Annotated in this window: 5 protein-coding genes; all 5 read right to left on the bottom strand. The window is 61.8% G+C overall.

Annotated elements, in window-relative coordinates:
• Positions 1-2: 2 nt before the first annotated feature.
• Positions 3-1526, bottom strand: coding sequence for a DUF1800 domain-containing protein (locus AC2D8U_RS13055; protein ID WP_484619504.1), 1524 nt, complete (start codon positions 1524-1526; stop codon positions 3-5).
• 635 nt (positions 1527-2161) lie between these two features.
• Positions 2162-3406, bottom strand: coding sequence for a DUF1501 domain-containing protein (locus tag AC2D8U_RS13050; protein WP_484619503.1), 1245 nt, complete (start codon positions 3404-3406; stop codon positions 2162-2164).
• 20 nt (positions 3407-3426) lie between these two features.
• Positions 3427-10329 (bottom strand): LamG-like jellyroll fold domain-containing protein, encoded by a 6903-nt coding sequence (locus AC2D8U_RS13045; protein ID WP_484619502.1) that lies wholly within the window; start codon positions 10327-10329, stop codon positions 3427-3429.
• Between the two features lie 389 nt (positions 10330-10718).
• A complete protein-coding gene (locus AC2D8U_RS13040) occupies positions 10719-11960 on the bottom strand; it encodes a DUF1501 domain-containing protein (RefSeq protein ID WP_484619501.1) in 1242 nt (413 codons plus the stop codon).
• A gap of 20 nt (positions 11961-11980) precedes the next feature.
• Positions 11981-18562, bottom strand: a complete 6582-nt coding sequence (locus AC2D8U_RS13035; protein WP_484619500.1) for a LamG-like jellyroll fold domain-containing protein — start codon at positions 18560-18562, stop codon at positions 11981-11983.
• Positions 18563-18888: the final 326 nt, after the last annotated feature.

The following is an 18888-nucleotide window of genomic DNA, read 5'->3' as shown; positions in this document are numbered from 1 at the left end:
GGTCAGGCCTCGCATCGAAAGTCGGGGGAAGATTGGGCGATAAACAGCAGTTGGTGGACGATCACGCTGGGATGCTGCTGCGGCGCCCGATCGTAGACCTCACCAAGCCGCACTCTCAGGGACTCCGACATCATGCCGCTAAACAAACGCTGATCGATCAGGGCGATCAGGCCACTTTTATCTTGCGCCAGGTCGTAGAAGGGAAAGGCGTTCCAGCGATAGCTCTTTGGGTTTATACCGTTCTGCATCACATTATCTGACCAGATAAAGTTCCAGAACCGGTTATTGAGGGTGGCCATCACCCGGTTGGAAAGGATCTTGAACTCGGGCGCAACCAGCCCTCGCTCTGCAAACCGAGTATTGGGGGCATGATCCGCTTCATAGAAGTTGAAGACGCTGGGCGATTTCAGCATCGCCTGGCCCAATGTCGAACTGCCGACAAAGTCCCACCAGCGTGCAGGATCCTGGGGATAGCAGCCCAGGGCGCGAAACAGGTTCGCCATGGCCACCACCGGCTCCTTCACCTTGCCAAAATTCTGCAGAGACTTGCCATAGCGCCCATTGTCCTGGCGGGCGACACCGTTGAGCGCATCCTCATCCAGCAAGATTGCCCTGGCCACTGCCGCCAGATCGCCCCGCACCCCCTGACCATTGTCACGGAAAACATCGGCGACCCGTTTTATATAGGCCCGGCGTGGATTACTGGTCACCAGACGCTGGATCAGCAGCTGGGCGATAAAGGCCGGGGTATTGGGATGGCCAAACAGAAGATCCACCGCCTGATCCAGATCCTCCATCGCGCTTTGTCCAGCGGGGAACACCTCGCCCATCACCCGCTTCTCGCCGGTGTCGTGGTGCATTTCATTGGCCACCATGGGCTCAAGCCGACTCGGGATCCGCCAGCCGGAAAGCACCCGGGCCATCTGTTCGACATCCTCCTGGTCATAGGTCGGGATCCACTCTCCCTGATCATCGGTCTTTGCCGAGCCGTTATCTTTCAGCTCGTACAAACCGATAGTAAAGAGTTGCATCCACTCCCTTGCATAGTTCTCATCGGGATAGGTATTGCTCTGTGCATTAAACTTTTTGCTGTTATTCAAGGAAAGATAATGCCCCATGGCGGGACTTAGGGTCACCGCCTTGAGCAGTGTCTTGAAATTTCCAAGGGCGTGCTGCTGCAGCAGATCCAGATAATTGCTCAATTGATCAAACCAGAGGCCACCATAATAGGAGACAACAAAGATCTGACTCAGCGCCAGAGTCATGCGCTGACGCAACTGATCCTCTCCGTAGCAGGCATGGTGCCAGAAGGTGCCATAGAAGGTCTCGGAGTCCTGATAAGGCAACCCCTCTTTCTGCCCCCAGGCATCGGATACTGAGTAATAATTGCTGATAGGCGCATTGAGCTGAGCCTGCCACCAGGCATCTATGCCCTGCCCATAGAGCAGATCAACCTCGTTCTCTTTTGGGCCATAAGTTGCCCGGTACAAAAACTTTGCTGCATGCTCTCGAGTTTGAAAGGTCATTCCTTTTTCCTCTGATTAACATCCATGATGGCGGCCTAACTCTCAGACCGTTGTTCACTGTCGGTCGCCATTAAGTCGGGCTCCAAAATAAATTGGCGACCAAAAACGCCCGGCTCCCTACCCTAATTTGGAGTGCGTTCAGAGAGAGGCCGAATGGTACAGTGGTGATGTTCCATCTCTCTGCCCGTCACGGTGACGCTTCAATTTATCAGGGCATTTTTTCTCGCTCCGGAGCACTGCTGGCCGATGTGTTCGAGCTCCTGCCAGGATGCATGGGCCACCCCCGTGCATCCGAGCATCGAGATCGGCGCCATGGACGAAAAAGCACGGCCAGACCCCAAAGTTCGACTCGGCATAGATCACTCCTTGAAAATAACCTCACGCCAGCGGGGCTGACGCAGTTCCTCCTAAGGCACTGCCCTGTGTCGTCACTGAATCACAATCAACGTCTCACGACTCCTTCTCACTGCAGATAAGAGATATACCAGCCGAAAGAAGCCGTTTAACTACAGGTTTCGTAAGATTATGACTAGGCAGGGGGAGAAGCTGATAACAACAAAAGCCCGCTTGGCAAAGCGGGCTTTTTCATTGGCTTTGGGCCTGTCGACTCACAGGCCCGTGTTATGGACTCAGACTCAGGAGAGCAGATCCAGCAGTTCCACGCCGCTGAGCGGGAACTGGGTGTCCAGATCCGTTCCCAGCAGGCCCATGCGATCCCGCAGCGCCATATGCAGGTGGCCCGGAACCAGCTCGATGCCATTGGGATCCGGCTCCAGAGTGATCGGATCCACTTTTAACGCATTGAGCTGGTTGTCGGTGGCGCCGATCACCCGGTTGCCCGGGAATCGACGGCTCCACAACATCATGCTGGTCACCGTCCAGTGATCCTTACCGTCCTGAACGTTGTAGTAAGGCGTGCGCCCAAAGTCAGAGCAGATCAGGATGGTGGTGCGATCGGCGATCCCATGGCGCTCCAGCTCATCGATCAGGTGAGTCACCGCCTCAAACAGGCTGTTGAGGTTGCGGGCCTGACGACTGTCGTTGTTGCCGTGGGTATCAAACCCGCTCTGAGTCAGCAGGGCGCAGTTGGAGCTGCCCGAGACGAAGGCCGCCGCGGCGATCTCCGCCTGGCCCTTGTGACCATTGGAGAGGGTCGGCGGCAAGGCGGCCAACAGAGGGTCGAGGCGATCGGCGTTGCCATGGGCTTCCAGGTAATCGCGCATGGCGCGGCGATCCGCCAGGGTGTTCAGCCCGGCCTCCACCTCGCCGCTGGTCGCCTCGTGCTGGTGCAGCATCTCCTCGACCACGCTTTGAGGCAGGTAGCGGTTCGGCGTCGACAATTTCTCCAGGGTGGAGACATCGTTCAGACGCGACGCCGCCACGACCCCACCCGTCGTGGTGGAACCCGACGCCAGGTAGTAGGCCAGAGGCTTGGTGTCTTTGTGCACCGCCGCCAGCAATGCCGCGGTATCCGGCTGCGCCTTACTGCTGCTGCCGGAGCGGTTGAGGCGCTGTCCCACCGGGTGGGCATTGGTGCCGCCATTGACGCCGTTGTAGATCCGCAGATCCGCATAGTGACGCTGGAAAAACGCATCCACATGGTCCGTCCCGGTGTAATCGGGATCCACCATGGGGGCGTAGCGCAGCTTACCCGCCTGGCGGATGGCCGAGACCGGGTACTTGTTGATCACCCCGCGGCTTTCGCTGAACAGGATGTCTCCCTTGGGATCACACAAGGAGGTGGTGTCCCAGCCGCCGCCGGCCACCAGGGTGACGAAGTAGTGATCGCCTCCCCCGGCCGCCCAGGCCAGTTTCATGTTGCCCAGACCAAGCAGTGCGCTGCCGGCCATCAGGCTTTTGACAAAATCTCTGCGATTCATCGTATCTCTTCCTTTGGCCTTTATTCGTAGAAGAAGCGCTGATCTTTCAGCAGGTAGTTCAGTAGGGTGATCCAGCTACGACTGTAGAAGTGAACGTCGTAATCGACGTGCTCCGTGGTCGCCAGCACGTCACCATCCCGAGTGTGCTCATGGGCACGGCAGTCCTGAGGCAGGCGGTAGTCCACCACCTGGTCGTACACCAGGCTCTGACCTTCGGCCAGGGCGAAGCGGTACAGCTGGTAGGCCCGGCTGATCTGCGCATCGTCGGCTTCCAGTTCTTCGCCGTACAGGCGCCAGATCAGATCGGCGATCAACGCGCGGATCCGCGCTTCCTCTTCCTCGCGGGGATGGAAGCCCAGGTTATCCAGGTTGACGTGGCTGTTGTTGCCCACCTTGACCAGACGGATCTCATGGCTGCCGGCACTGAGTGCGATCGGTGCGATCGGCGCATTACGCCAGCGGCTGTTGTTGAAGGTGCGGCCCAGCACGATCTCCTGGACAAACTCACCGTCGATCCACAGCTCGACGTGGCGAGCGGTGGCATTAGGCTGGGAGTAGCTCAACGCCAGATCGTACAGATCCGTGTGCGCCAGGTTGATGGTAAAGCTCAGCGACTGGCCGGCGTCGGTCATCACCACATAGCCATTGCCGGTGTAGTGGTTGTGACTGCTGTCGACCCAGGCCCCATCCAGCTCGGCCTGTTCCAGCTCAAAGCGCTGACGGTAACCGTCCGCTTCCAGCCCGGAGAAGATCCGACGCTGCTCTGGCTTCAAGCCAAACTCGAAGGGCACCGCCTGACAGGCGAGATCCGCCGCCAGGAAGTTCTGGATCCCGGCGCTGATCCCATTGAGGCGGAAGTCCCGCTCGGTCACGCTGTGATCGTCGATCCCGCCGTACATCAGGTTGAGCTTGTCATCGTGACGATCCAGCCAGCTGTCGCCGCCCCGGTAACGCCAATCCCGACCGGTCAGGCTGCTGATCTTACGATCCAGCATCTCCGGTGCCAGCAAGCGACGGCTGCCGCCGAAGCGGTTGAAGCGCTGAGTGTACTCCGACATCACCAGATCCCGGATCAACGGCTTGAACTGGTAGCCACGGCTCTCAAACCGCTTGGCCAGCTCGGCGATATCCCGCTGCTGACGCTGGTAGGCACCCAGGGTATCCGCATCGGCATTCTCTTCCGGGATCGGCAGCAGATCGTGGCCCGTCACCGGTGCAAACAGGTGCTTGACCATGGCCCGGGCGAAACGCGGATCCACCGCTGCCCGCTCGGTCAGCCACTGCAGCGGCTTGTCGGTGTAGTAAGGCGCCTGCTCGCCACTGAAGCCCAGCGGCAGGATGGCGTGCAGCGGCCAGTCACTGTCAGACAGATCGGCCTTGTACACGGGGCGGGCCTCACCGACCCAATGTTTGAAGGCCGATGCCACCGGATCCATCACGACGTGACAACCGGTACAAGCCGGGTTGTGCAGCGTCGCGTTTTCCTGTTCCAGATCATCGCTGCCGGGGCGACCGCCGCCGATGGCCATGATGTCGGTATCCAGGAACATGGCGTAGAAGTTCGCCGCGCGGGCCCGGTTGATGTTGGTGGCCGTGGTCGGGTAGCTGAGCATGAACGCCGGGTTGGTCAACACGCCCGCATGGGGGTGGTTGAGCCGCACCACCTGGAAATCCTCCGGATCCCACGGTGCTTCGGCAAACTTGGGATCCTCCAGCTGCGCAAAGTTGTGCTGGCCGCCCTGACCGTAGTAATTGGCACTGAAGTAGTTCACCAATGTGTAGTCGGCGGTGAGGATCTCATTAAACGGCAGATCGTTCTGGACCACGTGGCGGATCAGCGCCAGGCCTTCCCGGTTGAGCGCACGCTCATTCTGCTCCCGCAGGTAGTTACGCAGGCTGGTGTTACCGCCGGCCGCGTCATCGGTCCACTCCGGGTAGCCGCCATTGGCCCAGGCGATCTCACGCGCGTCGTTGCGCAGGTTGGGCGTTCCCAACACGTGCATCAGATCGTTGAAGATCTCCTCGACACGACCGAGGAAGCCGCGCTCCTCCATCAGATCCGTCAACAGGCCGTCGATGGCGCCGGCACCGTAGAGACGGACCTGCTCCACTTCCTCATCGGTCGGCTGACGACTCGCCAGGTTCTCGGTGAGCTTGTAGTAGAAGCTCTGGGCCTCCCAGCTGGTCACCAGCCCATCCAGGCCGCTGTCACCACTGCCGGTTGGCGGGGTACCGCCACCACCACTGCCGATCCAGTCGCCGTACATCCAGTCGTACAGCTTCTCGGCACACTCGCGATCACAGGCACCGATGTTGCCATAGGGCATGGTATCCATGATCAGCTGGATCAGGTGTTCGCGATCGCCATAGAGGCTGTCGAGGATGGGGGTATTGCCCAGACCGTCGGTGCCGTGACAGGCCACGCAGTTAAGGTGCATGTACAGCTGTTCACCGTCCATGTCGCCCAGATCCGGACCTTCGCCCGGCTCGCCGTTATCGCCATCCTTATCCGAGTCTTGCGGATTGTGGTAGAGAGACAGGATCTCGGCCGGGTTGAGCACGCGGCTGTAGAGGCGCAACTCATCCAGACCCGCGTCATTGCGGAAGTCGCCCATGCGCAGATCGGTCAGATGAACCGGCACAGTGTGGTTACCGCTGGCCACCAGTTCGCCATCAAAATACAGCTTGGCGCTGCCATTGGCGTCCCGGGTGTAGACCACGTGATTCCATCGATCCAGCTTAATGCCGCCGGTAGCGAAGCGGGATGGGTTGTTGTCCGTGCCGATCCACAGGGTCTGGCCACCGCGCAGGAACGCGAACAGGCCTTCGCCCAGGCCATGGAACAGGCGGATCCGATCGCCACTGCTGTCGACCGGGTAGAGCCAGTAGGACCAGCTCATGCCATTGCTGTTCAGATCCAGCTGCTCATCCTCCGTCAGGAGGCGATGGCGGTTGCTTTGTCCTGGTAACAGGGCGTTGTCAACGGCGCCCTCCAGGGTAAAGCGCTGACCGGTCAAGGGCAGATCGAGTCCGTTGCCGGAGCGATCGGTCACCTTGAACACATTGGGGTAATCAAAGTCCCAGAACAGCTCCAGGTTGTCACTGCTGACGCCATAGGTTGGCAAGCCACCCACCAGCACAGAGCGGGACGCACTGAGGGTCGGCTGACCGGCCTCGTCGAAGCTGACGATCCGCACCTCGATATCGCCCCCGTGCTCCGGGGAGAAACGGAAATGACGATCATTCAGTGCAGGCGTACCGGCGACCAACCATTCACCGACGAACGGCTGCAGGTAGCGGAACTCGACCCGGTGGGCCTTGAGGCCATCGGGTACCGGCTGGTACACCGTATCGTCGATCCCCGGCAGGGTGTTGAACGTCAGGGTCGACTCACTCCAGTCATCGCTGTCGAGCAGCGACGCCTTGATGGTCGGGTTCGGGCCGTCATTCAGGCTCGACACCTTGGTGCGCAGCACCGCCCGCTTGAAGTCCGCCATGTTCAGGCCATCACGCTCGAACTTGAGGACCGCCTGCTCCCACTGGTTATTGATGGAGCCACGACGCACCTTCAGGGTGCTGTCCTGGCCATAAACGGTGTCGGCATACGCACCGCCCCGTGCCGTGGTGTCGTCGCTAACCTGCAGCACCACGGGGGTACCGCCGGTTTTGGGCGTCAACACCAGCTCCGGAGCCGCACCACTTTGCTTGCTGTTAAGGAACACTCGGGTGGCCCGGCCATCGCCGATCGCCTGCAGCACCAGGCTCAATGGGCCAGAGGTGCCCAGCGTCAGGTGCGACACATCATAATCCACCCACTGGCCGGCCTGTGCCGAACTGAGGGTAATGCCATCGATATCACCGCCGACGGTCATGTACTCAAAGAGCAGATCAACGGCATTGTCTGCGCCCACCGTCAGATCGACAATGGTCGCTTCCGGGGCTTCGCCCGGCTCTGGTGGCTCGGGATCCGGCAGCTCCGGCGGGTTGTAAGCACTCCAGCGATCCTGCCACAGGGTACGGGCAGTCTGATCGGCACAGGGGCCGTCACAGTACATCGGCATGCCGGCAACGGCCTGCACCAGTTGATCGAAACCGCTGGCAAAGAACTTCTCTGCCCGTGCCTGGGTTACCAGGCCGGACGAACCTTCGCCATGACAACGGGCACAGCTCTCGTTGAGCACCACATCGCCCACGTCCGGATCGACCCGCATCGCCCAACTCACCGCAACCGAATCTCCCGCCTGCGCCAGCAGCACCGTCTGATCCAGTGGCGTCGGCAGGGCACCGTACTGGTAACCGAAGCTCAGTTTGTGATTGCCCAGGGGCAGCGCAACGGGACGTTGTTCGCCCCAGGCCAGGGTCAACAGCTGGCTGTCACCGGCACCACTGAGGTAGACCTCGGTGACATCACGGGCCACGCCGAAGGGGCGCTCGGGCGCCTGCAGCACCAAGGTGCCGGTCTGCGCTTCGCTGCCGTAGGACCAGTCCAGGCTCACCCTATCGCTGTCGCTGCTCAGGCTGAAGTCCTGTACCGCCGGCTGGGGATGCCAGCCTGCGACAGTCTCCAGCACCAGCTGGTAGTCACCGGCGGCCATGCCATCGAAGCTCAGGGCCGACGAATGCCAGTCCATGTAGAAGCGACGCTCCTCGCCATCCGGCTGGATCAGGCGACCGTGGATCAGCTCCTGCTCCAGGGCCAGATCCGGCAGCTGCGGCACATTCAGGGTGATGCGGCTGTCACTGACCGACTCGGCGTCGTAGCGTACCCGGTAGATCACATTGGCCTTGTCGTCGGACAGCAGCAGGCTGCCATCATCCAGCGGCAACATCTCCACCGGACGACCGATGCAGGCGTCGTTGAGGCAGGCGTAGTCGCTGAGCTTGTCGTAGTCCTGCATCCAGCCCTGTACCAGGGTGCGCTCATGGGCCACTCGGGTAAAGTTTTCGATGGTCAGCATGCGCAGCTCAAGCGCCGGGCGGATCGCCTTCTGGCCGTTGCCATGGGTGGCAAACAGCAGGTGCTGCTGGTTGGCGGCGCTGGGGTAACCGTCCCAGAACGCCACGCCCAGCGGCGCACTGTTGGTCTCGATCTCAAACGCCGAGGCCACGTAGTTGGCCGGATCGATCTCGGCGATGGTCAGATCGCTCAAGATCCCGTTGGGCGGCATATCCACCTTGCTCGGATCCGCCTCCTCCTCCGGCAGAATGCCGATGGTGTCGCGGCCAAACACATAGGGGGTGCCGAAATGCTCACCCCACTGGGCCACCCGGTTGATCTCATCCGGGTTATCCATCCCCTGACGGTTGTTGTCGGAGAACCAGATCTCACCGCTTTGCGGGTGCCAGTCAAAGCCCACCGAGTTGCGGATCCCGGTCGCCATCACTGTGGTCTCCAGGGTCGCCAGATCGATGCGGTAGATGGTGCCGTACAGCTGATCCGGCATCATGCAGATGTTGCAGGGGATCCCCACCGCCGTGTAGAGGCCGTTGTCGAAGGGATCGGTCGGGTTGAACTTGATCGGGTGCTTCTGGTGCCAGAGGCGATAGTGGCCCGAGACCCCTTCACTGCCGTCCGCCGGATAGGTGTGGATCCGCTCGGCTTGAGGCATCTGCTTGTAACGGCTGTCGATCTCATCGATACGATAGAGGCCGCCGACCGTGCTGTAGTAGAGCGAACCATCCCGGTACGCCACCCCGTGGGGCTCCTGCTGGCCGCTGGCGACCACATAGGCATCGCCCGTCGCACCGGTTTGTGGATCGATCTCCACCGCGTAGATCAGGCCGGAGAGGGGATCCGTGTCCGCCGGAACCGCACTGGAGCCGACATACAGGACGTTATTGCCCATCACCATCTGGCGTGGCTGGTACAGGCCCTGGTAGAACAGCTCAACGCTGACGCCGGGCAGCGGCGACAGCGCATCCACGTCCACCGGTGGACGGTAGGTCAGGCTGTAAGACTCGGTCTCGTTGTTGATCAGATCCAGCACCACAGGGGTGTTGTAGGGCACATAGCCCTGGGCCGGTGCCATCAGCAACTGATACTGATCCGCGGCCAGCTGATCCAGCACCAGGGTCTCGCCCCAGATCCCATCGATCTCGGTGACGCTGCCGCTGCTGGAATGCACCAGGCGGCCACTGATGGTCTCACCCGCCAGCTCCGGCTTGGGGGCCTCGGGCAGCGTCAGGGTCAGGCGACCGGGAAGGATCGGTGGCGGGGCTTCCTCGGAGCTGAGCACCATCTGGAAGTCACGGCTGGGGGCCAGCACCCGGTTGCGCGGATCCTCCGCCACCGGGACAAATTCCCCGGTGAGAAAGTCCAACTGACCGGCGATCAGGTATTCGCTGCGCTCGTTCAGGCAGTGCGCCACGGCTTCGGCCCAGGTGGCCTTGTTGGCCCAGGCCGCCGAGTCCAGCGAGCAGGAGAGGGCTTCACGCTGCTGCCCCTGCTCCAGTACGGTGACGGCCACCGAACGCTCAGGATCCAGACCGGCGTACTGAGCGCTGAGGATATCGATCTCAATGATCCCCAGCGCCTTGGACACCAGGGTGAACTGGTCGTCGCTGAACGGCGCCCAGATCCGGTTGGCCTCGGCGTCCCTCACTTCACTGAAGCTGTCGCCGCCGTTATGAACGCCGGCGCGAAACTGCTCGGCATTACGGTTGACGCAACGCGCGGCCTGAAAGGCCCACTCTTCGGTGTTTTTCCAGCTGTTGGTCCAATGATGGCAATACAGCGTTTCCACACTTTGCCCATCGCGGGCAAATTCCAGTTTATAGGGGGCATTCTTTTCGATGGTCGGCCATTGATGGCCGATGTAATCGATCTCTTGCCATTGCGCCTGCAGCGTCCCGCTGTACCCCAGGGCTGAAAACAGCACCCAGGGCACGGCGGAGCCGCGCAAGCGTCGTATTGGTCTCGACATATAAGTCCGACTCCTGATCCAGTGAAACAACCCCGCTGCCGCAGCCGGCAACGAGAAAAAAGTGTATTTCTGCTAACAAAGCGACCAAATCACGCGAACAATGACTCGCCACTGGTCTGACGAGATATGCAAAACAACTGCATACCCATTTCTTTTCGCGAGCGACTTAATCCTAGAGTTGCCACACAGCCTCAAGGTGTTCGATGCCGCACACCCTGAGTCTTACAATGCATAAAAAACCATACGAAATGGAGGCAAACGGACGGCTTAGGCACGCCCCTATGCCCAGGTTGTGCCTCACGGGGCGCCTCCATCCCCGCCGTGCACCCACCCGGAAGCCATCGTAAAAAAGGCCTGTCCGCAGACAGGCCTTGTTACTCAGGGGGTCGTCAGGCGAACAGGTCCAGCACCTCGCCCGGCAGCGGGTACTTGCTGTCCAGCTCACTGCCCAGCAGACCGAACCGATCGCGCAACGCCAGGTGCAGATGCGCTGGGGTCAATTCGATGCCGTTGGGATCCAACTCCAGGGTGTCCGGGTTGATCTTCATGGCATTGACCTTGTTGTCGGTGGCGCCGATCACCCGGTTGCCCGGGAACCTGCGGCTCCACACCATCATGCTGCCCACGGTCCAGTGATCCTTGCCGTTTTGCCCGTTGTAGAAGGGGGTACGGCCAAAATCGCTGCACAGCAGCACCGTAGTGCGATCCGCCACGCCTTGACGCTCCAGCTCGGCGATCAGGTGATTCGCCGCTTCGAAGTAGGTCATCTGCGCGCCGTGTTGGCGCTGATCCGTGTTGTTGTGGGAGTCAAACCCATTGATGGTGATCAGTGCACAGTTGGAGGTGCCGGAGGCGAACGCCGCCGCGGCGATCTCAGCCTGACCCAGGAAGCCTTTGGACAGCTCCTGCGGCAGACTTTGCAGCAGGGGATCCAGCTGATCGGCATTACCGTGGGCCTCGAGAAACTCCCGCATGGCGCGCTTATCGGCGCCGGTGTGGAGGTTCGCCTCTACCGTCCCGGTGATCTGACCGTGATCCCCCAGCACCCGGGCCATCACGCTGTCGGGCAGGTAGCGGTAGGGCTCCGCCAGCTTCTCCAGGGTCCCGACGTCGTTGAGCCGGGAAGCGGGGATCTCACCGCCGGTGGTGGTGGCGCCGGAGCCCAGGTAGTAAGCCAGCGGCTTGCTGTCCTTGTGCATGGCGGCCAGCAGCGCTGCGGTGTCCGGCTGTGCGGCACCGCCGTCACCCGAGCGGTTGGCACGTTGCCCCACCGGGTGGGCATTGGTGCCGACGTTGACGCCGTTGTACACCCGCACATCGCGGTAGTGCTGCTGGAAAAACGCATCCATATGATCGGTCCCGACATAGTCCGGATCCATCATCGGCGCGTAGCGCAGACGGCCTGCCTGACGGATGGCCGAGACCGGGTACTTGTTGATCACCCCACGGCTTTCGCTGAACAGGATGTCTCCCTTGGGATCACACAACGCCGTGGTATCCCAGCCGCCGCCGGCCAGCAGGGTGACGAAGTAGTGATCGCCTCCCCCGGCCGCCCAGGCCAGTTTCATGTTGCCCAGACCAAGCAGTGCGCTGCCGGCCATCAGGCTTTTGACAAAATCTCTGCGATTCATCGTATCTCTTCCTTTGGCCTTTATTCGTAGAAGAAGCGCTGATCTTTCAGCAAGTAAGTCAACACAGCGATCCAGCTTCGGCTGTAGAAGTGGATGTCCTGATCGACGTGATCCCGGTAAACAAGCTGCTCATCACCGAGCAGATGTTCATGGGCCCGGCAATCCTGGGGCAGACGGCGATCCAGGCTGAGATCGTAGATCCGGTCCCGGCCCTCCTGCTGGGCGAAGCGCAACAGCTGGTAAGCCTGCTCCACCTCCAGATCGTAGGGTTCGCTCTGTTCGCCATAGAGGCGACCGATCAGATCCGCCAGGAGCGCGCGGATCCGCCGCTCATCCTCGGCCATCGGCTTGAAGCTGAGGTTATCCAGGTTGATGGCCCCGTTGCCGCCCACCTTGACCAGGCGCACCTGATGCGTGCCGGCACTGAGGGACACCGGCCCCACATGGGCATTGTTCCAGCGGGCGCCGCCTGAGGTGCTGGCCAGATCCAGGGTCTGGACCAGGGCGTCATCGATCCACACCTCGACGCCCCAGGAGGCACTGGCGTTATGGGAGTAGCTGAGCACCAGATCGTACTGATCGTCGTGGGTCAGGGTGATCTCGAATGCCAGCGACTGACCGGCATCGCGCATCACCACATAGCCGCTGCCGGTATGGAAGGCGTGGCCGTTCTCCACGATCGGACCGTCCAGTTCGGCGTCTTCCAGTTCAAACCGCTGACGGTAGCCGTCGGGATCCAGACCGGCAAAGATCGTCCGTTCCTCGCTCCGCTGGGAGAACTCAAACGGGGCGATCTGACAGGCCAGATCCGCCGCCAGGAAGTTCTGGATCCCGGCACTGATCCCGTTGAGCTGATGATCGCGGACCGTGACGTTGAAGCTGTCGATCCCGCCGTACATCAGATCCAGCTTGTCGGCAGAGCGATCCAGCCAGCGGTAACCGCCGCGGTAGCGCCAGGCCCGGCCCAGGGCGCTTTCGATCTTGCGATCCAGCAGCTCTGGTGTCAGCAGACGACGACTGCCATCGAAGCGGTTGAAGCGCTGGAAGTACTCGGACAGCACCAGATCCCGCACCAGGGACTTGAGCTGATAGCCACTGGCCTCAAAGCGCTCGGCCAGACGGGCGATGTCCCGCTGCTGGCGCTGGTAGGCACCGTGCACTTGCGCGGACGCATTCTCGGTCGGCGTGCCCATCAAGGCATGACCTGTGACCGGCTCAAACAGGTGTTTGGCCATCGCCCGGGCAAAGCGTGGATCCTGGGCGGCCCGCTCGGTCAGCCACAGCAGCGGCTTGTCGGTGTAGTAAGGCGCCTGCTCACCATTGAAGCCCACCGGCAAGATGGCGTGCAGCGGCCAGTCATCCTCGTTCAGCTCGGCCTGGTAGATCGTCTGCGGATCCCCTTGCCAGTGCTTGAAGGCGGAAGCCACCGGATCCATCACGATGTGACAGCCGGTACAGGCCGGGTTATTCAAGGTCGCGTTGTCCTGCTCCAGATCATCGCTGCCGGGACGATCGCCGACGATCGCCATGATGTCGGTATCCAGGAACTTGAGCTGGAAGTTGTAGGAGCGAGCCCGGTTGATGTTGGTGGCCGTGGTCGGATAGGTCCGCATAAAGGCCAGGCTGGTCACCACCCCGGAATGCGGGTAGTTCAGCTTCACCGGCAGGAAGTGATCCGGATCCCAGGGCGCCTGGGCAAATTCCGGGTTGTCCAGGATGCGGAAGCTGAGGCTGTCGGCCACCCCGAAGTACGCCGCGGAGTAGTAGTTCACCATGGTGTAGTCGGCGGTGAGGATCTCGTTGAACGGACGATCCTGGGCCACCAGGTGGGCGATCAGCGCCATCGGCTCACGGGCCAGCGCCTGCTCGGTGCGATCCCGCAGGTGGTTGCGCAGGTTGGTGTTGCCCCCGGCCACGGCTTCGTACCATTCATAGTTACCGCCGTTGGCGGCCGCCAGTTCACGGCCATCCATCCGCAGGTTGGGCGTGCCCTTGACCAGCAGCAGATCGTTGAAGATCTCCTCGATCCGATCCAGGAAGGCGGGCTCGTCCATCACCTCGGTCAGCAGCGCTTCGACGGCGCCCCCACCGTACTGACGGATCTCTTCGATCTCCGCCTCGGTCGGCTGGCGGCTTACCAGGTTCTCGGTCAGCTTGTAGAAGATCCCCTGGGCTTCCCAGCTGGTGATCAGGCCGTCCAGGCCGCTGTCGCTGCTGCCAGGAGGCGGGGTCGGGCCACCGCCGCTGCCGATCCAGCTGCCCCACATGTAGTCAAACAGCTTCTGGGCACACTCCAGATCACAGCTGCCGGCGTTGCCGTACGGCATGGTGTTGGCGATCAGCTCCAGGATGTCATCCCGGTACAGGGAGTCGATGATGGAGATCGGCGCAGTGCCGTCTTCGCCATGACACTGGGCACACTTGAAGTGGTCATACAGTTGCTGACCGTCCATGTCGCCGATGTCCGGGCCACCGCCGTTGCCACCATCGCCACCGTTATCACCGTCCTTGTCGGACGCGTCGGGACGCAGGTAGAGGGACAGCACCTCCGCAGGATTGAGCACCCGGCTGTACAGGCGCACTTCATCCAGGGCGGCACCGTTGTTAAAGGCCTCCATCCGCAGGTTCGTCAGGTGTGCCGGCGTATCATGCTGGCCATCACGGACCAGTTCGCCGTCACGGTAGATCCGGGCACGACCATCGGCTTCACGGGTATAGACCACATGGTGCCACTGCTCGGTGTCGAATCCTTCGCCGATGGAAAAGCGGGAAGGGTGCTCACCGGTCCCGATCCACAAGGTGTGACCGGCGCGGAAGGTGGAGAACAGGCCCTCGGCAAAGGGTTCAAACAGCCGGTTCTGATCACCGCCGTTGCTGGGCTTGGCCAGGAACCAGAATGACCAGCTCAACCCCTTGCTGTTCAGATCGATCCTTTCCTCGTCAGACAGCGGACGGTTACGCTCATCGCGGCCCGGCAAGAGGGCGTCTTCGACCACGCCGTAGGGGGTAAAGGTTTGTCCCGACAGGGGAAGATCCCTGCCATTGCCGGAGCGGTCGGTGACGTTGAACACGTTGGGGCGATCGAAGTCCCAGAACAGCTCCAGGCTGTCGCTGCTGACCGCGTAGGTCGGCAGATCGTCGATCATGACGGAAGCCGGCTGACCATCGGTCTGGCCCCCATCGGGATCCAGGCTGACGATCCGCACCTCAACCTCGCCGCCGTACTCGACGGTAAAGCTGGCATGGCGCTGGCTCAGTCCGGGCTTGGCGCCCAGCTGCCAGGCGCCGATCATCGGCTGGCGGTGACGATACTCGACCCGGTGATCGGCCACGGTATCGACCAGGTTGCTCTGTTCGACCTTGTCGGCCCCCAGATGCAGCGTGTCGATCACCTGGTAGCTGCCATCAGGGTGACGCCAGGCCACGTTCTGATGGAAGTTGCCGCTGCCGGTGTAGTGAATGGACTCCAGGTAGTAGGCCTGTCCCGCCTGCAGGTAGACCGGCTCGGACACCTGCTCAGGGTATTTCTCGTAGTTGTTGTTTCCGGCCCAGTTGGGCACCTCGGCGATCCGCTGCAGCGCCTCCGGGGTACTGCCCAGGTAGAGCTCACCATAAGTATCGGCGGTCATCGCCAGCTGGTAGTAGTCGGTCTTGTCGACCACCAGAACCGCGCGCAGACGGCTGCCGGTAAAGCGCTTTTCGTTGCTCCAGTCCACCCGGCTTTCGGTTACGGTCTGCTTGACGCTTGCTGGCACACCGTTGGCCAGTGCGGCTTTGAACGCGTCAACACTGGCTTGATCACGCCACTCCTCGGCATAGGCGCCGCTGTCCGGGCCCCAGCCGGGCACCACGGGCGCGCCACCCGATTCGCCCGGATAGGCAAAATCGACATAGACGAGTCCCCCGGCCGCAGCCTGAAGTCGGGTCACACTCCCTTGCGGGGCGTCACCCGGCGCCGGTGGCTCGATCGGCGGCAGCTCCGGCGGGTTGTAGGCACTCCAGCGGTCTTGCCACAGGGTGCGGGCGGTCTGATCGGCACAGGGGCCGTCACAGTACATCGGCATGCCGCCGACGGCCTGCACCAGTTGATCGAAACCGGCGGCAAACCAGTGCTCGGCCCGCTCCTGGGACACCAGGCCGGAACCCCCTTCGCCGTGGCAGGTGGCACAGCTCTCGTTGAGCACCACATCGCCCACGTCCGGATCGATCCGCATCGCCCAGCTCACCGCAACCGAATCTCCCGCCTGCGCCAGCAGCACCGTCTGATCCAGTGGCGTCGGAAGGGCACCGTATTGGTAACCGAAGCTCAGTTTGTGATTGCCCAGGGGCAGCACCACAGGACGTTGCTCGCCCCAGGCCAGGATCAGCAGCTGGCTGTCACCGGCACCACTGAGGTAGACCTCGGTGACATCACGGGCCACGCCGAAGGGGCGCTCGGGCGCCTGCAGCACCAGGGTGCCGGTCTGCGCTTCGCTGCCGTAGGACCAGTCCAGGCTCACCCTATCGCTGTCGCTGCTCAGGCTGAAGGCCTGCACCGCCGGCTGGGGATGCCAGCCCGCCACCGGATCCAGCACCAGCTGGTAGTCCCCGGCGGCCATGCCATCAAAGCTCAGGGCCGACGAGTGCCAGTCCATGTAAAAGCGACGCTCCTCGCCATCCGGCTGGATCAGGCGACCGTGGATCAGCTCGTTGTCGATGCTCAGATCCGGCAGTGGCGGCACATTCAGGGTGATGCGGCTGTCACCGACCGACTCGGCGTCATAGCGTACCCGGTAGATCACATTGGCCTTATCGTCGGACAGCAGCAGGCTGCCGTCATCCAGCGGCAGGATCTCCACCGGACGACCGATGCAGGCGTCGTTGAGGCAGGCGTAGTCGCTGAGCTTGTCGTAGTCCTGCATCCAGCCCTGCACCAGGGTGCGCTCGTGGGCCACCCGGGTGAAGTCCTCGATGGTCAGCATGCGCAGCTCCAGCGCCGGGCGGATCGCCTTCTGGCCGTTGCCATGGGTGGCGAACAGCAGGTGCTGCTGGTTGGCCGCACTCGGGTAGCCGTCCCAGAACGCCACACCCAGCGGCGCGCTGTTGGTCTCCACCTCGAACGCCGAGGCCACGTAGTTGGCCGGATCGATCTCGGCGATGGTCAGATCGCTTAAGATCCCGTTGGCCGGCATGTCCACCCCATCCGGGTTGGCCTCCTCCTCCGGCAGAATGCCGATGGTGTCGCGACCAAACACATAGGGGGTGCCGAAGTGTGCGCCCCACTGGGCTACCCGGTTGATCTCATCCGGGTTGTCCATCCCCTGACGGTTGTTGTCGGAGAACCAGATCTCACCGCTTTGCGGGTGCCAGTCAAAGCCCACCGAGTTGCGGATCCCCTCGGCCACCACACGGGTCTCCAGGGTCTCCAGATCGATGCGATAGATGGTGCCGTACAGCTGATCCGGCATCATGCAGACGTTGCAGGGGATCCCCACCGCCGTGTAGAGGCCGTTGTCGAAGGGATCGGTCGGATTGAACTTGATCGGGTGCTTCTGGTGCCAGACCCGGTAATGGCCCGAGACCCCTTCACTGCCGTCGGCCGGATAGGTATAGATCCGCTCAGCCTGTGGCAGGGTGTTATAACGGCTGTCGATCTCATCGATACGGTAGAGGCCGCCGACCGTGCTGTAGTAGAGCGCACCATCCCGGTAAGCCACCCCATGGGGCTCTTCCAGGCCGCTGCCCACCACGTAGGCGTCGCCCGCCGCCCCGGTCTGGGGATCCAGCTCAACCGCGTAGATCAGGCCGGAGAGAGGATCGTTATCCAGAGGAATGGCACTGGAGCCGATGTACAGGACATTGTTGCCCATCACCATCTGGCGTGGCTGGTACAGGCCCTGGTAGAACAGCTCGACGCTGACACCGGGCAGCGGCGACAGCGCATCCACGTCCACCGGCGGACGGTAGGTCAGGCTGTAGCTCGGAGACGACTCCTCGGCCAGATCCAGCACCACCGGGGAGTTGTAGGGCACATAGCCCTGGGCGGGTGCCATCAGGATCTGGTGCGGTACCAGCGCTACCTCATCCAGCACCAGGGTGCTGCCGAAGGTGCCGCTGAAGGCGCGACTCTCGCCGCTGGCGCTGTTGACCAGACGACCGGAAACGGCAGCGCCCTCCAGGGACGGATCCGGGGCGACCAGCGTCAAGGCGATCTGCCCCTGGGGCGCGTCGGCGCCCGGGGCCAGGGTAAACTGATAGAGTTCGCTGTCGGCCCAGACATAGTTGGTGCCGCGGCTGCTCACCGGCAGGATGGAGCCATCCTCCTGCATCTCCCCAGCCAACACAGTGCGGCTGTGATCATTGATGCAGTGCGCCACGGACTGGTTCCAGACCCGGCGGTTGCTCCAGTCGAGGCGCTCGGCCTCGCAGACAAAGGCTTCCAGCTCCTGTCCCAGCATGGTCAGGCGGGCGGACAGATCAACCGCAACGCCCCCCAGCTCATCGAATTGGTCTTGTAGGCGATAGATCTGCGTCCAGTCGGTCTGAGCGGCCAGGGAGGTTCCCGGCAGCAGCAGGCCCAACAAGACGGGCAAAAGACCTCGCCGTATCGGTTTATTCTTCATGGTTATTCCAAGGTATTGGGTTTTCGTTCCCACACGCGCACCCCGAATAACAACTCAACCTCAGTTCCTTCTGGCGAATGCAGTGGGGATCAAAGGTGCCGGGACATGGCGCCCCTGCGAGTGGGCAAACGGCTTTGAACAATGTGCTCAGGGAACAAGTCAACTCGAGCACATCTGCACATTCCCTGAAGTTGGCCGCATGTTGCTGGCAACTAGCGGCAATTTCGCCCCAAAGCCTAACAATAAAAAACGACGTGACCGAAGCAGAAAAGCGCCTTTCACTGGTCGGAGGAGGTAAACGCTTACATCACTAACTCAAAGGCACC

Source organism: Ferrimonas sp. YIN67, assembly GCF_057219095.1.
Note: the sequence above shows the minus strand (reverse complement) of the source record. Positions and strands in the feature narration are given on the sequence as shown.

Excerpts from the sequence above, each read along its gene's own strand:
- AC2D8U_RS13045 (WP_484619502.1), bottom strand. The coding sequence starts at position 10,329 with ATGTCGAGACCAATACGACGCTTGCGCGGCTCCGCCGTGCCCTGGGTG.
- AC2D8U_RS13040 (WP_484619501.1), bottom strand. The coding sequence starts at position 11,960 with ATGAATCGCAGAGATTTTGTCAAAAGCCTGATGGCCGGCAGCGCACTG.
- AC2D8U_RS13050 (WP_484619503.1), bottom strand. The coding sequence starts at position 3,406 with ATGAATCGCAGAGATTTTGTCAAAAGCCTGATGGCCGGCAGCGCACTG.
- AC2D8U_RS13055 (WP_484619504.1), bottom strand. The coding sequence starts at position 1,526 with ATGACCTTTCAAACTCGAGAGCATGCAGCAAAGTTTTTGTACCGGGCA.
- AC2D8U_RS13035 (WP_484619500.1), bottom strand. The coding sequence starts at position 18,562 with ATGAAGAATAAACCGATACGGCGAGGTCTTTTGCCCGTCTTGTTGGGC.